This is a genomic window from Endozoicomonas sp. 8E (genome assembly GCF_032883915.1).
GTDB lineage: Bacteria > Pseudomonadota > Gammaproteobacteria > Pseudomonadales > Endozoicomonadaceae > Endozoicomonas_A.
This window is the reverse complement of the sequence record NZ_CP120717.1, coordinates 4,660,097-4,683,014: the sequence shown is the minus strand read 5'-3', so window position 1 is coordinate 4,683,014 and position 22,918 is coordinate 4,660,097. Positions and strand designations below refer to the sequence as shown.

Below are 22,918 nucleotides of genomic sequence, written 5' to 3'. Positions count from 1 at the left end.
GACGGTTGCATTGATCAATAACGGAATTATTTGTTTATCGTTGTATTTGTTTAATTACCTGGGCAGGGAGGTCTATAACTATGAGCATCGAAGGTGCAGGTGGACGAACACAAGCGAGTTCTCAGTACGCTGATTTAATGGACAATGTTGGGAAGCTTGAGACGTTTTGCAGACAACGAAAAGCAGCCCGGCTTGAAGTGATTAGCGAGTCGGGGGCACCAGGGCAGGACACTTCCGCTACTTTCGGGGGGAGAAAGGTCATCATTGTCAAACCCCGTGGAAACCTTTTCAAAAGGCTGATTGCCTTTTTTTCTCCCACTCGCAGCGCAAAAGCGCAAAGGGCCAGAGAGCGTGAAGCAAAGGTTTTGTTGCATGACCAGGTGATGAAGGCTATTGAGGGCGGGGAGCTTAGTAAACAGGACAGAAAACGTCTGGTAAATGATGTGTCTGGTGGGGTTATTCCGGGTTTCAGCCGTTCGGAAAGAGAAAACATAAGGGAGAAAATTCTCTACGCTGTTCTCAGGACTGAGAACATAAAAACGATGCTCAATGAAGCGGAAGAGGGAATAAAATCCTTGCCGGGACTGATTGACAAGATTCCAGCGGTATCTCTGCACGATGCTCGTGAGGCCATGAAAGGCTTCTATATGGCTTCACTACTCACACCAGACCGGGTAAGGCATGACATCAGGCTGGAGCAGGATTTTGGCACGCTGAAGCAGCATTTTGATCGCACCGATCAATCCGGGGATTTTCAGTGTCTGGTCACAGATGTGGTTCGGGAAATTCTTCATTCGTTGCCCGAACGGCTGTCGCAGGATGAGTATGACGATCTGTTGTCAATCTGGGGTGACGAATTTAGAAGTTACAGCATTCCGGAGCGTGATGGACCCCTCAGCACAGTGATGAACCAAATATTTTTGAGTGCTGTAGGCAAAGAGTTTCCCTTTCACAGCGACCCAAGAGATTTGGTACTGGAAAAAGACTACCGTCTTATTCAAGACCTGAAGCGTCATCCGAAACTGAAAGTTCAATTCGATGGTCGCAGGGAATTTTCCTTCCAGGATAGGCAGTTATCTGCGGATAAAACCAATGTGAGAAAAACATTGAATCGACTGAGTGCTGAAGTTACCAGGTTAGATGTAGATAAGATCAGAGAACGCCTGAAAGCCGGTGAAAACCTGACCAAAGAAGAGGGGCAGCTGATAGCAAAATCACGACGAGCACTGCTGGATATCCAGTTGACAGCGGGCAGACGATGGGAGCTGAGCATACTCTCGCAGCCTGAACAATGGCCAGGTCAGCAGAACACTCTCACCAAGCTGTTAAAGATTCAGGAAATCGGCACTTTGAGGGGGCAGGAGATTGATCTGGCACAGCTCGACTGGTTGATTAAGCAGCATGATGATGCCAGAACTCACCCCCGGGTAGCGATTGAAGGGGCGGGTCCCACCGGGTTGGCTCTGGCCTTGTCACAATTTGAAGTCGGTGCCGATGTTTCCGTCTTTGATAACAAAAGTACTGAACACGACAAGGGTCAGGTGGTCAGGCTGGACCTCAAATGGATGGATATGCTGAAGTTTTATCTGGGTGAGCACTACTATGAGCTCTTTGCTGAAGGTGAGGAAAGCAAGGGCATTGTTCGTTCCGATGGTCTTGGCGAGATAGCGATTCAGCATCTGGAAGAAGCCTTGCACGATCGACTGAACGAGTTGCGGCAAAGGAATAATCAAACCCATGAGGATGACGAGCCTTCCAGTCTGGAAAGAATGGCTGCTTTTGAGCTGGAAGGCGTTGAGTCGGGAGAGCAGGGCTACAAGGTCAGAGCACGTTATAACCCTGCTTATGACCAACAGGCCGGGGCAAAGCATGACACCCTTGAGGAAGCGGTTGTGCACCGACCTGTGGATATGATCATTTGTGCCAGCGGGAAAAATAGCCGACTCGGAAACAAGTTCCTGAGGGATGGCATGGACAACTATGGCAGGTCATACACTGCCTGCAGCTGGGAAGGTAAGCAAGGTGAGGAATTAACCAACCAGGGGCTGAATACCTTTCAGGATTTCAAGAAGACGGTGGTCTTCAACAAAGATTTTCATCAGCACTTCAAGGAACAGCTTTACCGGGAGTTGCAGATGTTAAAAGACTCTGATGACCCCATAAGGAACGCCGTCTTCCCGGAGGATCTGGCAGAATTGGAGCGCCAGACGCTGGATAAGGGCATGCAGACCCGCTGTTTAGAGAACAAGAATCAGGTTTACATTGGCATGGAGTTGCCAAACCCCTTAGATGGGTATTGTCACAAACTGAAGCGAGACATCAGGGATCAGTTACTCAAGAGATCGACTTCTGGATCGGATCCCACCCATTCACAAGAGGCTTTTCAACGGGCTACAAAAAAAGCCCTGGAGAGTGTCAAAAAGGTGGTTCACAAAGCCTGGTTGCAGGCGGTTGCCCACTATCATGGAATTGATCAGTCCATAGGGGCTACATCAGACAAAATCAATCACCATTTTACTTCAGTCTTGTGCACGCGGCATCAACGGCTCGAGCAAAATTTTGCAATCAGGGAAGCCCATGAGCATCAGTTGGCGGTGACGGCAGCTGGTGAAACTGCAGTCGGTGATCATTTCATGCTTGACAGTGGAATGAGCGGTGCCAGAGAAAATGTTCTGAGTCTGCAGGACTTTACCGATAAAACGGCCAAACATACCGATCCATTTGATCCAGACTTGCATCGGGCAGAGCATGAAACCAGGCACAGCAGAACCACTGGCTATGTCAGTGAGAACGCCCGGATATTTCTCAGGTGAAGGCCCGGGTTGATTCTCCGGACTGAGCAATAACAGCCTGATCAATAATCAGAGCCTGCTCTTCTTCGGTCATATTCTGAAAGTCAGGGTTCTCTTTCAATTGCTGTCGGAAACGGGCAACCCTGAGCCTTTCAACGTCTTCCATGGTCCGACCCTGATCTTCCAGCCGATTGGCCAGTGCTGTACTCATCTGTTTAAGGTTGACTTTTCGACCCTTGCCAAAGTCGTCCTCAACGCTTTTTGCGGCCGTGTGAACCGCCAGTTGCAGTCGCTCCAGCGCCGCCGATGAAATGTCCTTCTCCAGACGGTTATACAACTCACTCATGACATGGTTTTTGATGGTCAGCAGGTCGTCACGACTGAGAGATCGGTGCGAAACACTACCATCCTCGTCTAAAACCCTTTTGATCGGTCTGCCAAGAGCAGCCATTTTCAGCAAATAGTGACCCCTGATCGTTTGCCTCAAAGTGTCTTCCAGAGTCTTCTCAATGGCTGGCAGGGTGGTGCCGGGGGTGGGGGTACCACAATGGCGGTTGATGGCCAGAGGAATCTCCAGTAATTGATCCTGAATGTAATAACCAATGCCACGGCTGATCTCTGGAGGATGAAGCCCCAATTCCCTGAGTTTTCTTCTGAAGGTGTTAAAGGCTTTGTGATCTTTGGTCAGGGTATCGATCCTGTCTTTATAGCTTTGGAGGATCATCAGGGCTTTCTGGTTTTTCAGAATGCTTTCTGCCAGTTCTTTTCTGGAGTCAGCTAATTCGCTGACTTCCATTTCCACCCCGGCGTTAACGCTATCAACCAGGTGTTTGTCCTCTTCGGTTTGACACCATGGCTGCCAGTAGGTATTGGCTACTTCGGCGGTGATGGTCTCCCGCAGGTATTGCTTGAAAGAGCTCTGGGCGGTCATTTTAGCCATCATCCGTCGTGATGATTCCATGCAATGCGCTTCAATACGGGCTCTTTCATCGGAGCCTTCCGGCAACAGCATCTGGTAATAGTGAAGGCCGTCTTTGTAGGTACAAATCAGGGCCTCGACATGATCCAGAGAGTTAGATAGTCGACTGATGACGCTGCCGGCAGTCAATGTCGTGACAATCAATTCGAAGCTGGAGGCGACTATGGGCCATAATGCCGCAGTCAGAAGGCTCCCGTAGAAAGCGCCACCAGCTACCAGAGCTCCGGTTGTGACTGAGCCACCCAGAACGACCAGGCATTTGGCACCTTCAGCGGCGAGCCGACTAAAGGCTCCGGCTTCCTTTTTGTTGTAGGCATGGATCGCTTCTGTCAGTCGGTTGTAACGGACCCGAAAGGGGTTGAAGTAGATGTTAAAGAAGCTTCTGGCCAGACCTTCCTTTTTAGCAACGCCTCTGGCAATCAGTGCCAGCTGATCCATGGGGCTGGATGTGTTGGCAAAGGCTGGTCCATAGTTGATCAAACGATTCAGGACTCGAACCTGACGACCATCAAGTTGATTGACGCCTTCACGGATCGCAACGGCTCCCGTTGCATGAGCTGTTGCGGTAGCGACGGCTCCTGCCAGTCCGCCAACGGTCCAGCCCATTACGCCACCTGCGGGTCCGGCAATCAGGGCGCCTGCTGTCAGTCCGAGAAGATTACCCAGTCTGGAACCTGCCGTATGGTTGGAAAGGTCGGCAAAGAAGTTCAGGGCGATAGAGCCTTTCAGAGCCAGGTCTGATACATGCAGCAGAAATTGGAACCGTTTTAACAATGCCGCCTGTTCAGGGTGGTTGGCATAGCTGTTTGTAGGGTCGAACATTTCATTAACGGCTTTATCTCCTGCAAAGCAGGAGGCTGCCGACTCAGCCGACATTCTTGCCTGAAGTTGTGAAACCAGTCCTGTATTGCCGGCGCCTACCAGTATTTTTAACTGCTCAACAGTCTGGACAGAGTCTCCGACCAGACGACGGAACATTCGTGGATGGCTCTGGGCGATTTCCACTATGCCCGAAAGTGTCTCACAGGCCTGCTTTTCCAACTCTGTGTAACTGCCGTGTACTCCGGTCAGTACACCCCAGGCACTGCCTTTACCGCTGTACCAGTCCTGAATCGTGGCCGCGGCGGGCTGCACAATGTTGGACACTCGGTTAAGGATACCAGCGGTAGAACCGGGAATGGACTCGCAGGTTTTCAGAAGCTCTTCAGTGAACGAGTAGCCTACGGCTTTCAGATCTTTAAGATGTTGAAGTTCGGCCAGTTTGTCATCAAATGATTTTCTATGGGGCCAGATGATCTGATACCCCACCGCCATCATAGCCTCTTCACCCGAATTGACGGGCCTGACCGGGGCTGTTTCCTGCAGTGCCTGATCCATCAGTTTGAGTAGTTGCAGGTTTTCCTGATAATCACCTGAACTCATGACGGGGGTCATTTCAGGGTGTTCTATCAAGGCTCTGGTCTCTGCCATCACCTGTTCTTCCTGAGCCAGCCGGAGGTCATGATGTTTCTGCTGATAAGCAACTATGGATGAGTAGCTTGGGTTTTTATGATAAGCCTGCAGGTGATCACTGTATTGCACGATGGCGTGATACAGCTTCATTTCTGCATCGGCCTCTTGCCTGCAGGTATTCAGCTTGTGCATGAGATGCCCGGTGGCAGGGGGCTTGAGCATAAAGATCCGTTCTGAAACTGGAGCTTCCAGCTCCAGTTTCATAAAGCGAACCAGTTGAATGGCGTGATGGAAATGCTTTAACTGTGTCAGCGTGTCAGCAGTCATTTCCTCATGCTTTTCCATCGCCAGCATAGGGCTAACCTGCTGCTCTGTTTCATTCAGCTCATCGATGGAGAGTTCCGATAACTCTATCGACATTAAGTGTTGGTAACGCTGTTCGAAGTAGAGCTTTCGGCATTCCATTTCCAGAAAGTCCTGAACCTCTTTATGATCAGGATTTTCAATAAAGTCCGTCAGTTTTTCGGGCGTGCAGGGCGTCTCGGCAAGCCACTTGAGACGGTTCGATAATAATTGCAGTTGCTGACGACTTTGCCATTGCCCGGAGCGCATCTTGTTTCGGGCTTCATTAATATCAGCGCTGCAGCGATCCAGCAGCAGTTCGTGAACAACCTGCGGGATTTTCCAAATCATTGTCCCGGTCAATTCTGAGCAGTTATTCCAGTCACCGGGTGGTGGAAAATAGAGTCCCTTGAGCGCTTTTTGAGCGTTCATTTTTTTCAAGGTCCCGGCAGCCGGTTTGGCTCCGGCATTTTCTGGTTTGAAGGGGTCGGTCTTTACGTTCTGTACGAAGCACTCTTGAAGCACATGGTAAAAAGGTGTCTTGCCATGCTGTGTTTCAAATTCAAGTAACTTTTCAAGCAGAGCATCGTAATCATCAGCTGCTAAAAGGCTGAATAAAGCTTCCAGCTGTTTTCTGGCTTCCGGTCTGCTGGAGGTAATGCCCCACCAGTTTTTTTCTATGTCCTCAGCCAGTGCCAGTAATCTCTGTTGTAACAGGGCAAAACCACTTTGCGGACACTCATCCAGAATCCGTTCGAGAATGCCATAGGGATGCAACATAGAGATGACTTCAGCATCCATACCTTCTTGTTTGAACCTGTCCAGCAAGTCGGGATACTCACGGATCAGGGTTTCCCGGTCCTGAGCCGAGAACTGCCAGTGATCCTTTTGGGGGATGGGAAGGGGATTTGCCGTTTCCGCCAGCCTGGCATCGTAATCCTTTATCCATTCCGGGTTGTCGTCGGCATCCTCAAAGAGTTCATTTTCATCATCAATATCAGGAGCAGAAATGGTCGTTTTTCCGAAGAATGCGGTGGGGTTAGATTGAGTGACCTGGTGTTCAGAGAGAGGTCTGGAGAAAGGTGTAGAATCGCTCCCGGCCTCTTGACGGGGAAAATAGCTTCCTGTCTCCGCCAGAGGTTTCTGCGCAGGGCTCAGGCAAGAGTCAGGCTTGCCTGGACAACCTGTGCCTTCTAAAACACTTCCCATCGATACTTCTAACATATCTGGCCTCCTGCCAATATCAGATAAAATGGGTCCCTTACTAATTAAGACCCTCTGGATGGCAGAAAATTTCCATTTTGGTCAGAATAACTGTCCGTCTGGTTAGTCCCAGTCAATTCGGAGTTATAAAAACCCCAGCACAACACTGGTTTTCAAGATGAAGCTGCGTATAATTCCGCAGGTTTATCTATTATCCGGGGCTTTTCATGTATCAACTGGGCCGAAAGTTATTATTTTGTCTCTCTGCTGAAAATGCACACGATGTGGCATTAGAGATGATAGGTGCGGGCCAGCGGCTTGGCCTGACCGGTGCTTTTGTGCCATCTGTGCCTTCCCGTCCCAGGGAAGTTATGGGGCTGACCTTTGAAAACCCTGTAGGCCTGGCAGCCGGTCTTGATAAAAATGCAGATTGCATTGATGGTCTCGGCAGTCTGGGTTTTGGTCATATTGAACTGGGTACTGTGACACCCCGTCCTCAACCCGGCAATCCAAAGCCCCGGTGCTTCCGGATTCCGGAGCGTCAGGCGCTGATCAACCGCATGGGGTTCAACAATAAAGGGGTTGATCACCTGGTTGAAAATGTCCGCAGGTGTCATTACCAGGGCATCATTGGCATTAATATTGGCAAAAACTTTGATACTCCGGTAGAAGACGCCGAGAGTGATTATCTGACTTGCCTGCGAAAAGTGTATCCCCATGCCAGCTACATCACGGTTAATCTCTCATCCCCTAATACTCCGGGGTTGCGTCAATTACAGTTTGGTGATGCTCTGAAAAGTCTGCTGGATGCCTTGAAGAAAGAACAGGCTTTATTGACCGAAAAATACGGTCGCAGGGTTCCGGTAGCTATCAAAATGGCACCGGACATGGATGAAGATGAAATTGCTGACATCGCGCGTGAACTGGTTTCCTACGAGATGGACGGGGTTATAGCGACCAATACCACGCTGTCGAGGGATGCTGTTGTGGGCTTGTCCAATGCTGATGAACAGGGTGGGCTCAGTGGTGCGCCATTAAGTGACCGCTCGACAGAAGTGATTAAACTGTTGTCTTGCGAACTGTCCGGAAAACTGCCTGTTATTGGTGTGGGCGGTGTCATGGATGCCCGAACCGCAGCGGACAAGATCAAAGCAGGGGCCAGCCTGGTTCAGCTCTATTCAGGTTTCATTTATAAAGGCCCTTCACTGATTCGTGAAGCGGCAGAGGCCGTTTATTCCTGTGATCATGGTTGAAGGCTCGGATAGTCTGATTATGGTCAGCCTGGTGAGCTTTTGAAACACTTTTAAGCAGGGTCTGACTAAGGGATATGCTTTTTCGGTTGTTATGATGAAAGAAGCCCCGGAAATCCGGGGCTTATATGGGCTTTAACAATAGGGTAACTCATAGAAAGGAGGCATTATTGGCCCGTTGCAGGCCGGAAATGCCAATCAAGCCATCCCAGTTGTCTACGCGACCCTCCCGCCAGCCCGTTAGCCAGGCTTGGCGAAGTTGGGGGTCCGTATGTGGGCAGATATCCTTCGAACGTCCAGACGCACCTGTCCGATATCCTTTGGTAAAGGCTCTGTCTGTCATATCCCTTTTTTGTCTTTTCATCATGTGGAACTGCCTCTTGCTGATTCGTTTATCAATGCCTCCCTGGCACCCTGTTACAGCACTTGGAAAATTCCCTGATCCGGTCTGTTGTGATAACTCCGGAAGCCCACCAGGTTATATGCAAGTTACATGCAACGAGGGAACTGGGAAAAAACCAGAGAGCAAACATACAGGGAAAGTCTACGGTCTAATTTCTAACGAAGTTTGAACAGGCTGTCGAGAAATCAATCCTGATAAGGACTGAGTTTTTAAATTATTTTGGAATATAAGTTATGAATACGCCTCTTACTGAGCGCTCTCTGGAACTCTTCGCCAGCTGCCCCAAGGGGCTGGAAATCCTGCTGGCCAGAGAGTTGGCGGATCTGGGTGCTGAATCTGTCCAGGAAACTGTCGCTGGTGTGAGTTTCAACGGCAGTCTTGAGGTTGCTTATCGCAGTTGTCTCTGGTCCAGACTGGCAAGCCGGATTTTACTGCGGTTGGGTGAGATCCGATCTGAGAATAAAGACAGCCTGTATCAGGGGGTCAGAACGTTTGAGTGGGATGATCACCTCGACAACCAGAGCAGCTTTCGGGTCGACTTCAACGGCTCCACCCCAGATATTAATCACACCCGATTCGGTGCCCAGGTCGTTAAAGACGCCATTGTTGATCAGTTAAGAGATAACCATGGCTGGCGGCCCTCTGTGCAAGCCACTAACCCCGATTTAAGAGTCAATATTCATGCCAGGGGAAAAACAGCGTTTGTGTCGATTGACCTGTCAGGTCAGAGTTTGCATCAACGGGGCTATCGTCAGGAATCAGGTGAAGCGCCTCTGAAGGAAAATCTGGCAGCAGCCATTCTGATAAGGGCTGGCTGGCCTGAAATGGCGGCACAGGGTAAACCGTTAATGGACCCCATGTGCGGTGCCGGTACTCTGTTAATAGAAGGTGCCATGATGGCGGCTGATATTGCCCCCGGTCTGCTCCGAGCCCGTTTCGGTTTTGACCGCTGGATGGGGCATGTGCCCAAGGTATGGACGAAAGTGCTGGAGGAAGCCAGGGAGCGTCGGCAACAGGGGCTGGCTAACCTGAGTTCCCATATGACTGGCTTTGAAGGTCTGGGTTCTGTTGCTCATCGTGCCAAGTCCAACCTGGAAAGGGCAGGGCTGTCGAAAAGGGTCAGGATACGACAGCAGGAACTCAAGGATTTGGCGATGGATTCTGACGTAGATGCGGGATTGGTAGTTTGTAATCCTCCCTACGGTGAACGTATGGGCGATGAAGCCAGTCTGGTCTACCTCTACAAACATCTGGGTGAAAAACTGAAGGAGCATTGCCCGGGCTGGCAGGCAGGCATATTCACCGGCACGCCCAGTCTGGTGAAAAATCTCGGAATGGGGCCAAAAAAGAGTTATTCACTCTTTAACGGTGCACTGCCCTGTAAGCTCTTTCTTTATGACATTCGCAGCCGTGAAGCGAGAGAGGCTGTTGCAGAAAAACAGGAACGGAATCAACCAGAGGCCAGAACAGTTACCTATATTTCTGAAGGGGCTAACATGTTTGCCAATCGGTTGAAGAAAAATTTCAGGCAGATGAGCAAATGGGCCAGAAAAAACAACATTGACTGCTATCGCCTCTATGATGCCGACATGCCGGAATACGCTGTAGCGGTGGATGTGTATCGTGACTGGGTGCATGTTCAGGAGTATGCAGCGCCTAAATCCATTAACGAGGAAAAAGCTCAGGAGCGGTTAATCGAAGCCCTGGCAGTGACGCCTGAAGTGCTGAATATACCGGATGAAAATATTGTCCTCAAACGACGCGAACGTCAATCAGGTTCCAGTCAGTACGTCCGACAAGACGAACAGAAGCAGATGATGGAAGTTGAAGAGGGCGGATGTCGCTTATTGGTAAACCTGCATGATTATCTGGATACGGGGCTGTTTCTGGATCACCGACTGATGAGAATGAGATTGCAGAAAGAAGCGGCGGGCAAACGCTTCCTCAACCTGTTCTGTTATACCGCCACAGCAACCGTTCATGCCGCTATGGGGGGAGCCGTTTCTTCTACCAGTGTTGATCTTTCCAATACCTATCTCGACTGGGGTAAAAAGAATCTTGCCCTGAACGGTCTGAGCGAGCGCCGTCACCGAATGGAGCGGGAAGATTGCCTGAAATGGTTGGAAAAAGATACCAGCGAGTACGATCTGATTTTTATGGATCCTCCTACCTTCTCCAACTCCAAGAAGCTAAAAGATGTTTTTGATGTTCAGAAAGACCATTTCAGGTTAATTGAACTGGCAGTAAAGAGGCTGAGTAAGGGGGGGGTTCTCTATTTCTCAAACAATTTCAGAAAATTCAAACTGGATGAGCGTGTTGAGTCAGAATTTCTTGTCGAAGAGATCACTCATCAAACCATTGACCGTGATTTTCAACGGCGAAAAGGTATTCATCGAAGCTGGAAGATTATGAAAAAAGTAAATGGCACTAATATTTAGGCATTAGCTCTTTCCGGTTTGTCGGCATCCCCTCGTCTGGTTGTGCAAAAATCTCTCCTGCTTCCGGAGCCTGTCTAGGAGCCTGACCGAGAATAGCGCCCGTAGCGAGGACGGCAGAAAATTGAGGATGAAAATTCGGTTTTGTAAGGAGAATAGCGAGCTATTTGACGAACAAAAGCGGATTTTCAGACCAATTTGCTGCCGCCGCACGACTGCATGGATGCAGGAGCTAGAGCAACGCAGGAGCAGTTGCCGCGAGTGCCTGAACAATGAGTCAGAAAATATGATTTCGTATGGTTGAGTACTTACACTGGTCCTGGACATGGAAGTCTCTGTTTGGCGATGTGTGGTCTGATAATCAGAAGCTAGTTAAATAACCAGTAGCTCCCTGTCTTTTTTGCATCGAACTCACCTTAAATAACATATCCGGTCATGGATCACCGACTTTTACTCCAAAAAAGTATTTACTGCTAAGTGGCAGGGATGACTACGTTGAGTGACTTAAGAGTTAGTTCAATAGCCGCTTCACCCTCATTGGTGAACATCGGCTGTTGCCCCTCAGGTTTGAAAGATATCGGTTTATGTATCAGATTAAGACGCTGAAAAATCTTTTCCTGCTGACGATTCCATTCTTCATTTGGGTGCAGCTCGTTAAGGCAGAACCCGACAACATTTTTACTCACGACGATCAGGCTTCGTACGCTATTTCTGCGTCAGGCACTAATGCCTGCCCTTATAACCAGATATGCACGGGCGATATGGTACTGATCACCATGGATACTGATGATTTTATTTCGTGGAATTGGACCTTAGTCAGCACCAGGGTGGGTGTCGCAAAGGATGCATCTGATCTCAGTAAAGGTTTCTCCCCGGTGCAGAGCGGCGGGCCAGACTTTCATGGTTTTTACTATCGGGTAAAGCCCGGTAAGACTTATTACTTCAAGGCTACCTATCGCTATTATAAAGAGGATGATAAAGATAAAAGTGATTTGAAACGCGCCGCCGTCTATTTTTATTACAAATCCAGAGGTGATGCACTCAATCCCGTTGGGTCTGGCGCTGAAGGGCCGGTATCACCCATTGAGGCCAAAGCGATGCGGCTACCGCCAATACCAAAATGCCAGAGTGTCAAATCACCAGCGCAATTTTGTACCAATCAGGTGGTGCACATCTTCTGGAGCAATGATCGTGGCCTGGATGAAGATGGCAGTTTCAACAGTGTAACCGACGTTGACCTTTACATTGACGGCGAACACGTTAAACACGGCAAGGCACGTGACTATGATAGAGGCAGTTTCCAGGATTTTTACTACACACTCCCTTGGGTGAAAACCCACGGGGAACCGGTGAATTTCCAGGTTACATGGACGATCAGGAGATCACTCATTAGTCACTATGAAAATTCACAATCATTAATGACCAGATACACACCAGCATTAGCCCTGGATTGTAAACCAACTGATTCCTGGGAAAAGTGCCAGCATCGATTACTGGAATAATTACTCCATAGATTCCACTGCCGTTTCTGCATCCAGACCAGTGTGATGGTTGCAAAAGGATATCAGCGAGTGCGAACTGATTTTGCGGACCCCCCACTTTTTCCAACTGCAAGAGATTTAAGGATGTTTTTGTTGTTCAGAAAGGTCATTTCAGGTTAATTGAGCTGGCAGTAAATCAGAGCTACAATTTTCGTGACGATTCAGGCGACAACAGGGTATGAGGCCTCATACCCTGACTGCCCGGTTAACTAACCAGTAGGTGGGGAGTATGAAGCTGATCTCCAGGCTGGCATGGTCAACGATTCTTGCGCTCGCGTTCGGAAGTGTGCACGCACTGGATCGGAATATTTATTTTATAAGAAATTATGATTCCGACCATAGCGTGTCCTACTCTTTCAAGGCTGGGTCAGAGAGTTCTTGCATGTACGGGGTATATAATCCAATGACTGACTCAATGCCACCCCATTACTTAAATATCAGTAAACTTGGCCTCCATTATAAGAATGTCGTATTTACAGACTGTGGCGATGGCGATAAACCGCGATATCAGGATATCGTCATATCCCGGGATACTCCGCCCAAGGCGATCGCAGTCGTCAGGTGGCATATGCCGGTTTGTGACTTCTGTGAACCCTGGGCTGAGACTAAATCTGATCCTGCCAACCTATTAAAGTGTCCCTTTGATCATTTCGGACATGGCACTGATGTAATGCTCGTTGTGGGTCAGGATGTGGCCGGTTCAGGTGGCAGTTGCAGACACTACAATTTCCGGGAATGACAGCATAAAAGTTTATGGTTGGCTCATAGCTGAAGGCTTTGTGAAGGTGGTGTTCTTTTCTCTTCTCTTCAAACCATTGATTGTGATTTTCAACGGCAAAGATGTTTTTGTCGAAGCGGGAAGGTTATGTAAAAGGAAGCAGCTCTGATATCCCCTTGTCGGGCTATGCGAAACCAACTGGCCAGGTACTTAATAAAAAGGGTAAGGGCATTCTTACCGTGACTTGATTCTTGTTCACAATTTAGCCACTAACGTTAGGGAAACGAACTATGAAGGGTTTGGTTATTTGAAGCTGAAGATTAAGTTGCTGGAGGTCTGGGACAACTTTCTTACCGGCATTGTTAATCTACCCTGTGAGGAAGTGCCCGACGTTGAGCCCAGAGATGAAGAGCTTAGCAAGGCCGAAATCGACGAGCTTGAACAGGATTTTTAGGAGGGAAATGATGAAAAGTTTGTACGAAATTGATTACTACAAGTGGTTGGAGCAGCAGGTATTTTTACTCAAAAATCGGGATTTTGAGCAGCTTGACCTGGACAATTTGCTTGAGGAGTTGGAGTCGAGCTTAATGAGTTGTAAGCGTGAATTGCGGTCTTACTTGAACGTATTGTTTTTGCATTTGCTCAAATATCATTACCAGAAAACTGTTTTGAATGACCCATGGGTGGAGGACAGGGTGGCCCATCTTTGGCTTGTTAGTATCATTAATGCCCGTTCGCAGATCAAACTGCTGCTTGAAGAGAATGCGCACTTGAAGCCTGTCGTTGCTGAGATATTTCCGGAAACGTATCAGATGGCGAAAAGGGCTGCTATCAAGGAAATGAACAGTCATGCCAGAAGCACAGCACAGCGTTTGAACAAAGACAGCTTTCCAGACCAATGCCCGTGGACGTTTGAACAGACTATGGATGATGACTGGTTACCTGAGGAGGTAAACGATGAAAAGTTTGTATGAGACTGATTACCATAAGTGGCTGGGGCAGCAGTGAGATTTACTGTCTGAAAAGCAATTTGACCAATTGGATTTAGAGAATCTGTTGGAGGCCATGGAACACGAGATGGGGGGGCAGAGGTTTTTTACTGACCCATCAAAAAATCAAAGGGAGAACTCTCAATAAGTTTATAAATAACAGAATATGTTTCTATGACTTATTGAAATCTCTCTCATCTGAAGAGGGTGTTGCAAAACTCCAACAACACGTTCCCACGCTCTGAGGCCGTCGCAAAAGTGCTGCGCTTTGCTGGTGCTGCGTTAAAAAGTGGCTCAAAATGTTTATTTACTCGCTGTAAACTGCGACTTTTCGTCACTTTTTTCCTTGTCTCAGCTTTGCTCGCTGGTTTTTGCGACTGGCTCGCTCTGCGTGGGAATGCATGCCTCCCCTGAAAAGCGAACTCTACAGTGTGAGACAGCTACGGGTTCCCACGCCGAAGCATGGGAACCCGGGTTTTAATTTGTCATATTTTCACTGTATTTCCTTCTACACGGGATTTCTGGCTTACCTTCAACAAAATCAAAAGCTCAGACATAAAGGTAGGTCGACCATCATTCGCAACGGGTATCTGTCAGGGCGGGAGATACAAACATCGGAGTCAGGGGGGGTTACATGCAGCAATCTTTAAATGTACTGAAACAGCCCAAGCCGTTTTATCTGATCTTTTTTCTTGAGCTATGGGAGCGTTATGGTTACTACGGACTTCAGGCTATTCTGGCCGTCTATCTGGTTCGTGAACTGGATATTTCGGAGTCTGAGTCGTTTATTATCTTTGGTGCCTTCAATGCTCTGGTTTTTGGTCTGGTGGCGATTGGTGGTTTCCTTGGAGATAGGGTACTGGGTACCAAGCGGACTATAGTTTTCGGGGCCCTGGTGTTGATGGCCGGTTATGCCATCATGGCTTTGGCAGGCAATGACATTCAGATGGTTTATCTTGCCCTGGGAACCGTTGCAGTGGGTAATGGACTGTTTAAGGCCAATCCTTCTAGCCTTCTGGCCAAGTGTTATAAAAAAGGCGACAGTCGTTTGGATGGTGCCTTCACCATGTACTATATGGCGATCAATATAGGTTCCTTTATTTCCCTGCTGAGCGTACCTTATGTTGTGGATCATTTTGGCTGGAGCCTGGGCTTCATGGTTAGCGCATTGGGGCTGTTTGTGGCTCTGGCTAACTATTTCATCATTCGTCACTGGGTAGCCGATTATGGCTCAGAGCCTGACTTTAAACCTTTGGACTACAAGAAGTTTGGACTGGTTTTTGTCGGTGTTATTGCTGCGTGTTTTGTCAGTGTTTTTATCCTGAATCATCTGTTTATTGCCAATGTCCTGTTGGCGATGCTTGGAAGCAGTGTGGTATTGATCTTCCTCAAGGAGATTCTGGGCTCTAAGGGTGTTGAGCGTGGCAAGATGATTGTTGCTCTGGTACTGATGCTCGAAGCCGTTATCTTCTGGGTAATGTACTTCCAGATGCCAACATCACTGAACTTCTTCACCATCCATAATGTTGAGCATTTTGTTTTTGGTTTTGAAATTAACCCGATTTCCTTCCAGTCCCTCAACCCGTTCTGGATCATGGTAGCGAGTCCGATACTGGCTTACATATACAACCGTGGTGGTGTGACCGGTAAAGACATGAGTATGCCAGCCAAGTTTGCCATGGGGATGGCCCTGACATCGGTGAGCTTTGTCCTTATTCCTCTGGCTGCCCGGTTTGCCAGTGCTGAAGGGCTGGTAGCTCCGGGCTGGATTGTTGGTACTTATCTGGCTCAGGCGCTGGGAGAGCTTCTGATCAGTGGTCTTGGCCTGGCGATGGTGGCTCAGCTGGTGCCTGAGCGTATGCATGGTTTCATTATGGGGGCCTGGTTCCTGACGACTTCTGCAGCCTCTCTGTTGGCTGGTTATGTGGCGGGCCTGACCGCTGTTGATGCCGGTCAGTCAGCGACCGCACTGGTTACTCTGCCGATTTACAGCCATTTCTTCGAAGTTATGGGTGTGATTTCAGCAGTGGTTGCCCTGATCATGTTTCTGACGACACCTAAACTGAACAGATTGATGAGTCCGGTAGAAAAAAGTCAGGAGAAATTGGCAACAGGCAGATTGTTCTGACATTTTAGTGTTATGAAAAGGTGGCTGTTTAGTGAGGGCCACCTTTTTTAATGGTTCAGCTTTATTACTGCTATCCATCTGGACAGATTGATGAACCCAAAAGATAAAAGCCAGACGAAACTGGCAATAGCCTGATTATGCAGACCTTTTGGTGTTATAAAAGGACGACCGTTCAAACACGGTCGCCATTTTTAGTGGTTTGCTCCGCTCACGGCTGTCTGACAGCCGAATCAGTGGCAACAGCGGTTGGCTCGGCTTTTTGGAAGTTGGGGTGAACAACCGCTCGCAGAACGGTTTTATCTTCAAAATATACTGTCATGTCCTGATACTTCCACTTGGTAATTGCAGGTTTTCCAACCGTTTCAGATATTTCAGGTGGTCCCAGACGATCCTTGACCGACTCCATGCTTTGACCTCTTTCCGGCAACAGAACTGTGCTGCGGAGCTCAGCCGACTGACTGCCAACGGGCACCGCAATGGTGTCACCGGTTTCTGCTGCAAAAGCATTCTGGTTGAAACTGACAAGACCCAACAAGGTCATGGATAGGGCTAATGACGTTATTGATAACAGATGTTTCATGACAGGCATACTTTCTCACTACTTTTTTGTTCTCATGGTCAGCTGCAACAGCTCTGCAGCCCCGGTTATCGTTGTGGGAGACTGTAGCTTTTGCAAGGAAATGCAAACAACCTTATTGTACCAGGCCGTTGGGGTTATAATAGCGAACTTCGCAACTATTGACGCCTCATAAATTCTAAATGTTCAGACCATTACCGTTTTTTGTCGGCCTGAGATATACCCGGGCCAAACGAAGGAATCACTTTATTTCCTTTATTTCACTCATGTCGATGGTTGGGCTGACCTTGGGGGTCTGCGTACTGATCATTGTCATGTCTGTCATGAACGGTTTTGACCGGGAACTGAAACAGCGCATACTGGGTATGGTTCCCCATGCCACCATTACTTCGGCATCCGGCGGCATGCCCGACTGGCAGGATATTCTTGAACAGGTCTCCGGGCAGGAGGGAATTGTTGCTGCTGCTCCTTTTGTGGATGGTCAGGGGATGCTGACCAGTGGCAGTCAGGTTCGGGGGGCGATGGTTTACGGGATTGATCCGGCCTACGAACAGCAGGTTTCAATTGTGGATCAGCATATGGAGCAGGGATCTCTCGATAACCTGAAACCCGGAGAGTTTGGCATAGTGCTGGGTGAGATCATGGCCCAGTCCCTGGGGGTGACGACCGGTGACAAGGTGACCATGGTTCTTCCTGAGGCGAATGTGAACCTTGCCGGTGTTTTCCCCAGACTCAAGCGTTTCACTGTGGTGGGTATTTTTTCAGTGGGCGCTGAAGTGGATGGCAGCCTGGCTTATATCAACATTCGGGATGCTGCACGATTCATGAGAGTCCCGGAAGGTGTTGAAGGCGTTCGGCTGAAAATGGAAAACCTGTTTGCTGCACCCAAACTGGCCTGGGATGTTGCCATTCAGCTGCCCGGCCGTTACTTCGTGCAGGACTGGACTCGAACCCAGGGGCAACTGTTTCAGGCGATCCAGATGGAAAAAACCATGGTGGGCCTGCTATTGACGCTGATTGTTGCGGTAGCGGCATTCAATATCGTCTCTACTCTGGTGATGGTGGTGACTGACAAGCAATCAGATATCGCTATTCTGAGAACACTGGGCGCCAGTCCGAAAACTATTATGGGTATCTTTATGGTACAGGGCTCTCTCATTGGCGTTGTGGGCACATTACTGGGGGTTGTGCTCGGTATTATTGCGGCATTGAACGTTTCTGAAGTTATTTCAGCGCTTGAGTCCTCTCTGGGTATCCAGTTCCTCAGTCCGGATGTTTATTTTATCAGTTATCTGCCTTCTGAATTGCAGTGGCGCGATGTTGCTGCCATCAGTATTGCAGGTCTGTCCATGAGTTTCCTGGCTACTCTGTATCCCGCCTGGAGAGCCTCTAAAACCCAGCCAGCAGAGGCACTTCGTTATGACTGAGTCAGTAAAAGCAATATTGGAGTGCAAGGCACTTGCCAAAAGTTTTGATGAAGGTCCTGAAAAACTGGAAGTCTTGAAAGGCTTGAACCTGGTCGTCGGTCCTTCTGAAAGGTTGGCGGTGGTTGGCAGCTCCGGTTCAGGGAAGACGACATTACTGCAACTGCTGGCCGGACTGGATCGCCCTTCTTCCGGTGAAATCAGAGTCTGCGGCCATGATCTGTCGACGATGAAAGAGGCTCGGCAGAATGAGCTGAGAAATCGCCACCTCGGTTTTGTGTATCAGTTTCATCATCTGTTACCCGAGTTCACCGCCCTGGAAAATGTCTCTATGCCGCTGCTGCTAAGAAAGAAAATACCCATCAGGCAGATTAAGGAGAGAGCCGAACGGCTGTTGGAGGCAGTAGGGTTGCTGGCAAGGGCCAAACATAAGCCCGCAGAATTATCCGGTGGCGAGCGCCAGCGTGTAGCCATTGCCAGAGCCCTGGTCGCTGAACCTGATCTGGTGTTCATGGATGAACCAACGGGTAACCTGGATCCTAACACTGCCGAAAAAGTACACGGTTTAATGGCGACTCTCAGCAGGGAGTTCAAGACCAGTTTTATAGTCGTAACCCATGACATGAATCTGGCCAGGCAGATGGATCGGGTGTTTCGACTGGAGTCTGGCAGGCTGATTATGGATTCTTAAGCCTGCCGTAGCTCCAAAAACGCTATGCCCACTGGCATGGTTAATGAGGCTTTGATAGCATGGGCAAACGGTAATATTGCGGTTTGCCCCATGCATCTGCTACCGCACAGGGTGTGCAGGTTATCTCGATACTGAGTACCTTCTTTCGATATTGTTGTCTTTTAATCTCTTTTTTTCCCAAATGGTAGAGACCTATGCTTTCCTATTTGCTGGCTGGTGACCACGGTATTCCTCTGATTCTGGTGGAAACTTCAGATTATGATCGTTGGTTTGATGAGCAGCCAGAGCCCCTTCAGAACTGGCTGACCTGTACGGACTACAAAGGGAAAGGTATCAGTCTGATCCCCGGTGAAGAAGGTGTCATGGGGCAGGTCATTGTTGGAGTTGAAGATCTGTCCAGTCACTTTATCTGCGGTGATCTGGTCAATCAGTTGCCCATCGGAGACTACAAACTTCAGGGTGATGAACACCTGCTCAAATTGGCTGCATTCAGCTGGGGACTGGGTGCCTATCAATTTAACCGTTACAAAAAAACTGATCAGAAAGAGTGTCCAAGATTGATTCTGCCGAGCCAGGCTCAGGTAGAAGAAGCTGAAAAGTTTGTTAAAGCGTTGGCTAGCGTTCGTGATCTGGTGAACACCCCGGCAGGCGATATGATGCCTGAGCATCTGGGCGAGGCGGTGGAAAAGCTGGCTGAAGAGTTTGGTGGTAAAGTCAGTCAGATTGTCGGTGATGAGCTGTTGGCCCAAAACTACCCCACCATTCATGCGGTAGGCCGAGCCAGTAGCCATGCGCCACGACTGATCGATATGACCTGGGGTGACGAGAAGCATCCATTCATTACTCTGGTGGGTAAGGGCGTCTGCTTCGACAGTGGTGGTCTGGACATGAAAGGCGCAGCCGGTATGCGCTTGATGAAAAAAGATATGGGCGGTGCCGCTCACGTCATTGGACTGGCCCGTCTGATCATGGACTTCAACCTGCCGGTTCGCCTGAGAATGCTGATTCCAGCCGTAGAAAATGCGGTTGCCGGCAATGCCCTGCGTCCTGGCGATGTTGTTAAAACCCGTCAGGGTTTGACAGTAGAAATTCACAACACCGATGCAGAAGGTCGTCTGGTTTTGTGTGAAGCACTGACGGAAGCCAGTACCGAAAATCCTGAAATGATTATCGATTTTGCCACGCTGACTGGCGCCTGTCGTGTCGCTCTGGGTACTGAAGTGGGTGGTTTTTATACCGATGATACGGCTCTGGCCTGTGAACTGATGCAGGCGGGTGATAAAACGGAGGACCCGGTCTGGCGCATGCCGTTGCACAAGGGCTACAAATACATGCTCAAAAGCGAAATCGCTGACATGACCAACTGCGCCAGGGAGCCTTATGGGGGTTCTATTACTGCAGCACTCTACTTGCAGGAGTTTGTCGGCAAGGACATTCCCTGGGTTCACTTTGATATCATGGCCTGGAATATTCGTAATCAGCCAGGTCGTCCTATAGGTGGAGAAGCTTTCGGGGTTCGTGCCGTGTTTGAAGTACTGCTGGATCGCTACGGACAGTAATCTGATTGCTGTAGAAAGAAGCCACTCCTGATTGCAGGCAGTGGCTTTACCTCAGGGGTTGATAGATAGAATTTCCTGCGACGGCAAGATGTAGCATATGGCGACAGAAAGAAATCATATGATTGCGACTGATTTTAAACAGGTACTGAGAAGCCTTCGAGATGAACTGGCCGGATATGAAAAGAGTTCTCTTCCTTAGCTGCCAATCAAAGCCCAGCTGAAAGCACTCCCGAGGATGGGAATAGGTCGTAAAAAGCCGAGCACAAATTCGCAGTCGGCTTCTCTGGCTTTCAGTTTCTTGCTAATTTAGTCGATTTTCAGAAACCGTAGATGGCACTGAGAGAAATCGAATGAGTTTTAGGTTTGGTTTCTACGTCTACCCCGTAGTCATAGTCAATATCATCGTACTGGGTATACCTGTATTCAGCTCTGAGTGAAAGGGGGAGATCGGGGTCATTTTTTAACTCTACACCGAATCCACCGTGCCAGCCGGTAACAGTATCATCCCCTTTATCACCGTTAGAGGTTTTACCTTCTGACTTTGATTGACTTATTCCGAAACGACCATAGACGTTTACAGTATCACTATGAGCATTGCCTATAATCAGGCTTGCACCATATTCACCTTTGAATTTGATCTCTTTTTCAAAGGAACCAAGCTTGTACTCAGCCTTAGTGTTGTGGTGGTTATATTCAGCTTCCAGTCCCACATACATACTACGGTCCAGAAAAAAATTATAACCGGCAAAAGCGCCATAGATACTCCCCTGGTTACCAAAAGAATCAACCTTCAGTGTTCCATGCTCCATCTTGCTATTGATGGATTCATATCCGACTTTACCTCCAATGTAGAAACCATCCTCAGATGCAAACGCAGAACTGGCAAAGGTAAGGGCTAGAGCTACAACCGTGATTCTCATAAATATTTTCCTCAGTGTTGTTGGCTAACCACCGCCACAAGAAGGTGCTGTCTGAATCTCAGTGCGGTTCTTTTACATTACAGCACACTATTGGATTAACCAACCCACCAACCTCAAAGAAGGAGTAGTGGTCATTTCAACTGATACTTCAGCAATGCTGGCCTGATGGATATTGGCCTGCAGAATACAGGTCCGGAAATCAATCAGGTTTTTGAACCGGGTAAAATGTTGTACGACAGGTAAAGGGCTTTAGAAGACTTTTTTGTCTTTTATTTATGACGCAGCCATTGTCGGTGTTTGATCCGTGGAATCATACTTTCTCAGCCTGAAGCACATCCAGTACATTAATCCGTAGAGTGTCATTGAGCCCACTAATACTCCATGCCAGGCTGCCTTCTGCCAGCAAGCGATCAGTAGAAATCCTCCCAGACTGCCTCCCAGATAATAAGCAACAAGATACAGTGCGGTAGCCGTAGCTTTGGCACGGGTTGCATGATGACTGACCCAGCCATAAGCCAGAGAGTGAACAAAGAATGCCCCGGAACTGATCAGCAGTAATCCGATAATGACCGCCGTTAACTCCTGCAGGCTGGCTACCCATACGCCACTCATGCTGATAAATGTTCCGATCAACAGGCCCTGAGTGGTGGTGCGTTGCTTACGCCAGTGCCCACTGAGTCGGGAAGAGAGGGTGCCGCTCAGGTAGCAGAGAAAAATCAATGCAGTCCAGCCCGCGGGAAGAGAGTAGGGAGGAGCAATCAGTCTGAGACCTGTTACGGTGTATAGATTGACGAACAGGGCAAAGTTCAGTCCACCAATTAATACAGCCAGAGACAATTTCGGGTTTTGCAGGTGCCCGGCAATATTACGTATGGCTTTCTTAACACTGAATCCGGGTTCTTGTTGAAAATGAACCGCTCTGGGCAATAACGCATAGACAATCAGCGCACACAACAGGCTAAACAGCGCCATGGCCGCAACGGCTGTTTCCCAGTTCCACTGTTCGCAGACCAATCCCCCAAAGATACGACCACTGATTCCACCCAGAGAGTTAGCGCTAATATAAGTGCCGATAGCCATCGTAAGGGCGCTTTGGGTGAATTCTTCTGCCATGTAAGCCACTGCTACGGCCGCAAAACCGGCCAGGGCGACGCCCAGCAGTGCCCGGGCAACAATCATAACAGTCAGGCTGTTTGAAAGGAGTATACCCAGTCCTGTCAGAGGGACCAATGCCAGGCTGATCATCATCACAGGGTAGCGTCCCAGTTTTTCTGAAAGAATGGCCCAGGGTAGCAGAGTCAGCGCCAGACCCGTAGTGCTTGCCGCCAGAAGGCCATTGGCTTTGAGCACGGAGACCGAGAATTGATCGGCCATGACCGGAATCAGTGGCTGAAACAGATACAGGTTACAGAATATCAGGAACGATCCCAGTGCCAGGGCAAAGCTGGCTTTTCGATAAGAAGGTGTGGCAAGATCGATCATGTTATTGCTTCTGTCAGCTGCTAAATCGTACAT

The 22,918-nt window shown here is 48.9% G+C and carries 16 protein-coding genes; 11 read left to right on the top strand and 5 right to left on the bottom strand.

The features are described 5' to 3' along the window. Positions 1-80 precede the first annotated feature (80 nt). The gene (locus P6910_RS15725) at positions 81-2,813 is read left to right on the top strand and encodes a hypothetical protein (protein ID WP_317142229.1); all 2,733 of its coding nucleotides are present in this window, start codon (positions 81-83) and stop codon (positions 2,811-2,813) included. Here P6910_RS15725 and P6910_RS15720 read toward each other — a convergent pair. After that, positions 2,806-6,789 (bottom strand): hypothetical protein, encoded by a 3,984-nt coding sequence (locus P6910_RS15720; RefSeq protein ID WP_317142228.1) that lies wholly within the window; start codon positions 6,787-6,789, stop codon positions 2,806-2,808. The two genes, P6910_RS15725 and P6910_RS15720, sit on opposite strands and share 8 nt — an antisense overlap. Before the next feature lie 206 nt (positions 6,790-6,995). On the opposite strand from P6910_RS15720, the gene P6910_RS15715 reads away from it, so the two are divergent. Further along, entirely contained in the window at positions 6,996-8,021 is a 1,026-nt protein-coding gene (locus P6910_RS15715) for a quinone-dependent dihydroorotate dehydrogenase (RefSeq protein WP_317142227.1), read from the top strand. Positions 8,022-8,169: 148 nt separating this feature from the next. On the opposite strand, the gene rmf is transcribed toward P6910_RS15715, so the two are convergent. Continuing rightward, a complete protein-coding gene (gene rmf, locus P6910_RS15710; protein WP_317146560.1) occupies positions 8,170-8,382 on the bottom strand; it encodes a ribosome modulation factor in 213 nt (70 codons plus the stop codon). A gap of 272 nt (positions 8,383-8,654) precedes the next feature. Here rmf and rlmKL point away from each other — a divergent pair, with 272 nt between their 5' ends. The 6 genes from rlmKL to P6910_RS15680 all read left to right on the top strand — a co-directional run bounded on the left by rlmKL (position 8,655) and on the right by P6910_RS15680 (position 16,232). Beyond that, positions 8,655-10,859 carry a bifunctional 23S rRNA (guanine(2069)-N(7))-methyltransferase RlmK/23S rRNA (guanine(2445)-N(2))-methyltransferase RlmL gene (gene rlmKL, locus P6910_RS15705; RefSeq protein WP_317142226.1) on the top strand — a complete coding sequence of 735 codons (2,205 nt, stop codon included), beginning with the start codon at positions 8,655-8,657 and terminating at the stop codon, positions 10,857-10,859. A gap of 581 nt (positions 10,860-11,440) precedes the next feature. Then, on the top strand, positions 11,441-12,358 hold the full coding sequence (locus P6910_RS15700) for a hypothetical protein (RefSeq protein ID WP_317142225.1): 918 nt from the start codon (positions 11,441-11,443) through the stop codon (positions 12,356-12,358). Positions 12,359-12,800: 442 nt separating this feature from the next. Next, positions 12,801-13,136: a hypothetical protein gene (locus tag P6910_RS15695; protein ID WP_317142224.1), complete on the top strand. Its 336-nt coding sequence runs from the start codon at positions 12,801-12,803 to the stop codon at positions 13,134-13,136. 286 nt (positions 13,137-13,422) lie between these two features. After that, the gene (locus tag P6910_RS15690) at positions 13,423-13,569 is read left to right on the top strand and encodes a hypothetical protein (RefSeq protein ID WP_317142223.1); all 147 of its coding nucleotides are present in this window, start codon (positions 13,423-13,425) and stop codon (positions 13,567-13,569) included. After that, positions 13,520-14,089 carry a DUF29 domain-containing protein gene (locus P6910_RS15685; protein ID WP_317142222.1) on the top strand — a complete coding sequence of 190 codons (570 nt, stop codon included), beginning with the start codon at positions 13,520-13,522 and terminating at the stop codon, positions 14,087-14,089. Before P6910_RS15690 ends, P6910_RS15685 begins: the two co-directional genes overlap by 50 nt. A gap of 649 nt (positions 14,090-14,738) precedes the next feature. Then, entirely contained in the window at positions 14,739-16,232 is a 1,494-nt protein-coding gene (locus P6910_RS15680; RefSeq protein ID WP_317142221.1) for an oligopeptide:H+ symporter, read from the top strand. A 208-nt stretch (positions 16,233-16,440) separates the two neighbouring features. Here the strand turns inward: P6910_RS15680 and P6910_RS15675 are convergent, their stop codons facing one another. Next, positions 16,441-16,821, bottom strand: a complete 381-nt coding sequence (locus P6910_RS15675; RefSeq protein ID WP_317142220.1) for a hypothetical protein — start codon at positions 16,819-16,821, stop codon at positions 16,441-16,443. A 170-nt stretch (positions 16,822-16,991) separates the two neighbouring features. Here P6910_RS15675 and P6910_RS15670 point away from each other — a divergent pair, with 170 nt between their 5' ends. From P6910_RS15670 to P6910_RS15660, 3 genes are all read left to right on the top strand, one after another. Then, a complete protein-coding gene (locus P6910_RS15670; RefSeq protein WP_317142219.1) occupies positions 16,992-18,236 on the top strand; it encodes a lipoprotein-releasing ABC transporter permease subunit in 1,245 nt (414 codons plus the stop codon). Then, positions 18,229-18,924: an ABC transporter ATP-binding protein gene (locus P6910_RS15665; RefSeq protein WP_317142218.1), complete on the top strand. Its 696-nt coding sequence runs from the start codon at positions 18,229-18,231 to the stop codon at positions 18,922-18,924. Before P6910_RS15670 ends, P6910_RS15665 begins: the two co-directional genes overlap by 8 nt. Before the next feature lie 194 nt (positions 18,925-19,118). Then, on the top strand, positions 19,119-20,483 hold the full coding sequence (locus tag P6910_RS15660) for a leucyl aminopeptidase family protein (RefSeq protein WP_317142217.1): 1,365 nt from the start codon (positions 19,119-19,121) through the stop codon (positions 20,481-20,483). A gap of 317 nt (positions 20,484-20,800) precedes the next feature. Here the strand turns inward: P6910_RS15660 and P6910_RS15655 are convergent, their stop codons facing one another. Further along, positions 20,801-21,403, bottom strand: coding sequence for a porin family protein (locus tag P6910_RS15655; protein ID WP_317142216.1), 603 nt, complete (start codon positions 21,401-21,403; stop codon positions 20,801-20,803). A 273-nt stretch (positions 21,404-21,676) separates the two neighbouring features. After that, a complete protein-coding gene (locus P6910_RS15650) occupies positions 21,677-22,918 on the bottom strand; it encodes an MFS transporter (RefSeq protein WP_317142215.1) in 1,242 nt (413 codons plus the stop codon).

Excerpts from the sequence above, each read along its gene's own strand:
- P6910_RS15655 (WP_317142216.1), bottom strand. The coding sequence starts at position 21,403 with ATGAGAATCACGGTTGTAGCTCTAGCCCTTACCTTTGCCAGTTCTGCG.
- P6910_RS15650 (WP_317142215.1), bottom strand. The coding sequence starts at position 22,918 with ATGTACGATTTAGCAGCTGACAGAAGCAATAACATGATCGATCTTGCC.
- P6910_RS15680 (WP_317142221.1), top strand. The coding sequence starts at position 14,739 with ATGCAGCAATCTTTAAATGTACTGAAACAGCCCAAGCCGTTTTATCTG.
- P6910_RS15665 (WP_317142218.1), top strand. The coding sequence starts at position 18,229 with ATGACTGAGTCAGTAAAAGCAATATTGGAGTGCAAGGCACTTGCCAAA.
- P6910_RS15700 (WP_317142225.1), top strand. The coding sequence starts at position 11,441 with ATGTATCAGATTAAGACGCTGAAAAATCTTTTCCTGCTGACGATTCCA.
- rlmKL (WP_317142226.1), top strand. The coding sequence starts at position 8,655 with ATGAATACGCCTCTTACTGAGCGCTCTCTGGAACTCTTCGCCAGCTGC.
- P6910_RS15675 (WP_317142220.1), bottom strand. The coding sequence starts at position 16,821 with ATGCCTGTCATGAAACATCTGTTATCAATAACGTCATTAGCCCTATCC.
- rmf (WP_317146560.1), bottom strand. The coding sequence starts at position 8,382 with ATGAAAAGACAAAAAAGGGATATGACAGACAGAGCCTTTACCAAAGGA.
- P6910_RS15725 (WP_317142229.1), top strand. The coding sequence starts at position 81 with ATGAGCATCGAAGGTGCAGGTGGACGAACACAAGCGAGTTCTCAGTAC.
- P6910_RS15695 (WP_317142224.1), top strand. The coding sequence starts at position 12,801 with ATGACTGACTCAATGCCACCCCATTACTTAAATATCAGTAAACTTGGC.
- P6910_RS15670 (WP_317142219.1), top strand. The coding sequence starts at position 16,992 with ATGTTCAGACCATTACCGTTTTTTGTCGGCCTGAGATATACCCGGGCC.
- P6910_RS15660 (WP_317142217.1), top strand. The coding sequence starts at position 19,119 with ATGCTTTCCTATTTGCTGGCTGGTGACCACGGTATTCCTCTGATTCTG.
- P6910_RS15715 (WP_317142227.1), top strand. The coding sequence starts at position 6,996 with ATGTATCAACTGGGCCGAAAGTTATTATTTTGTCTCTCTGCTGAAAAT.
- P6910_RS15685 (WP_317142222.1), top strand. The coding sequence starts at position 13,520 with ATGAAGAGCTTAGCAAGGCCGAAATCGACGAGCTTGAACAGGATTTTT.
- P6910_RS15720 (WP_317142228.1), bottom strand. The coding sequence starts at position 6,789 with ATGTTAGAAGTATCGATGGGAAGTGTTTTAGAAGGCACAGGTTGTCCA.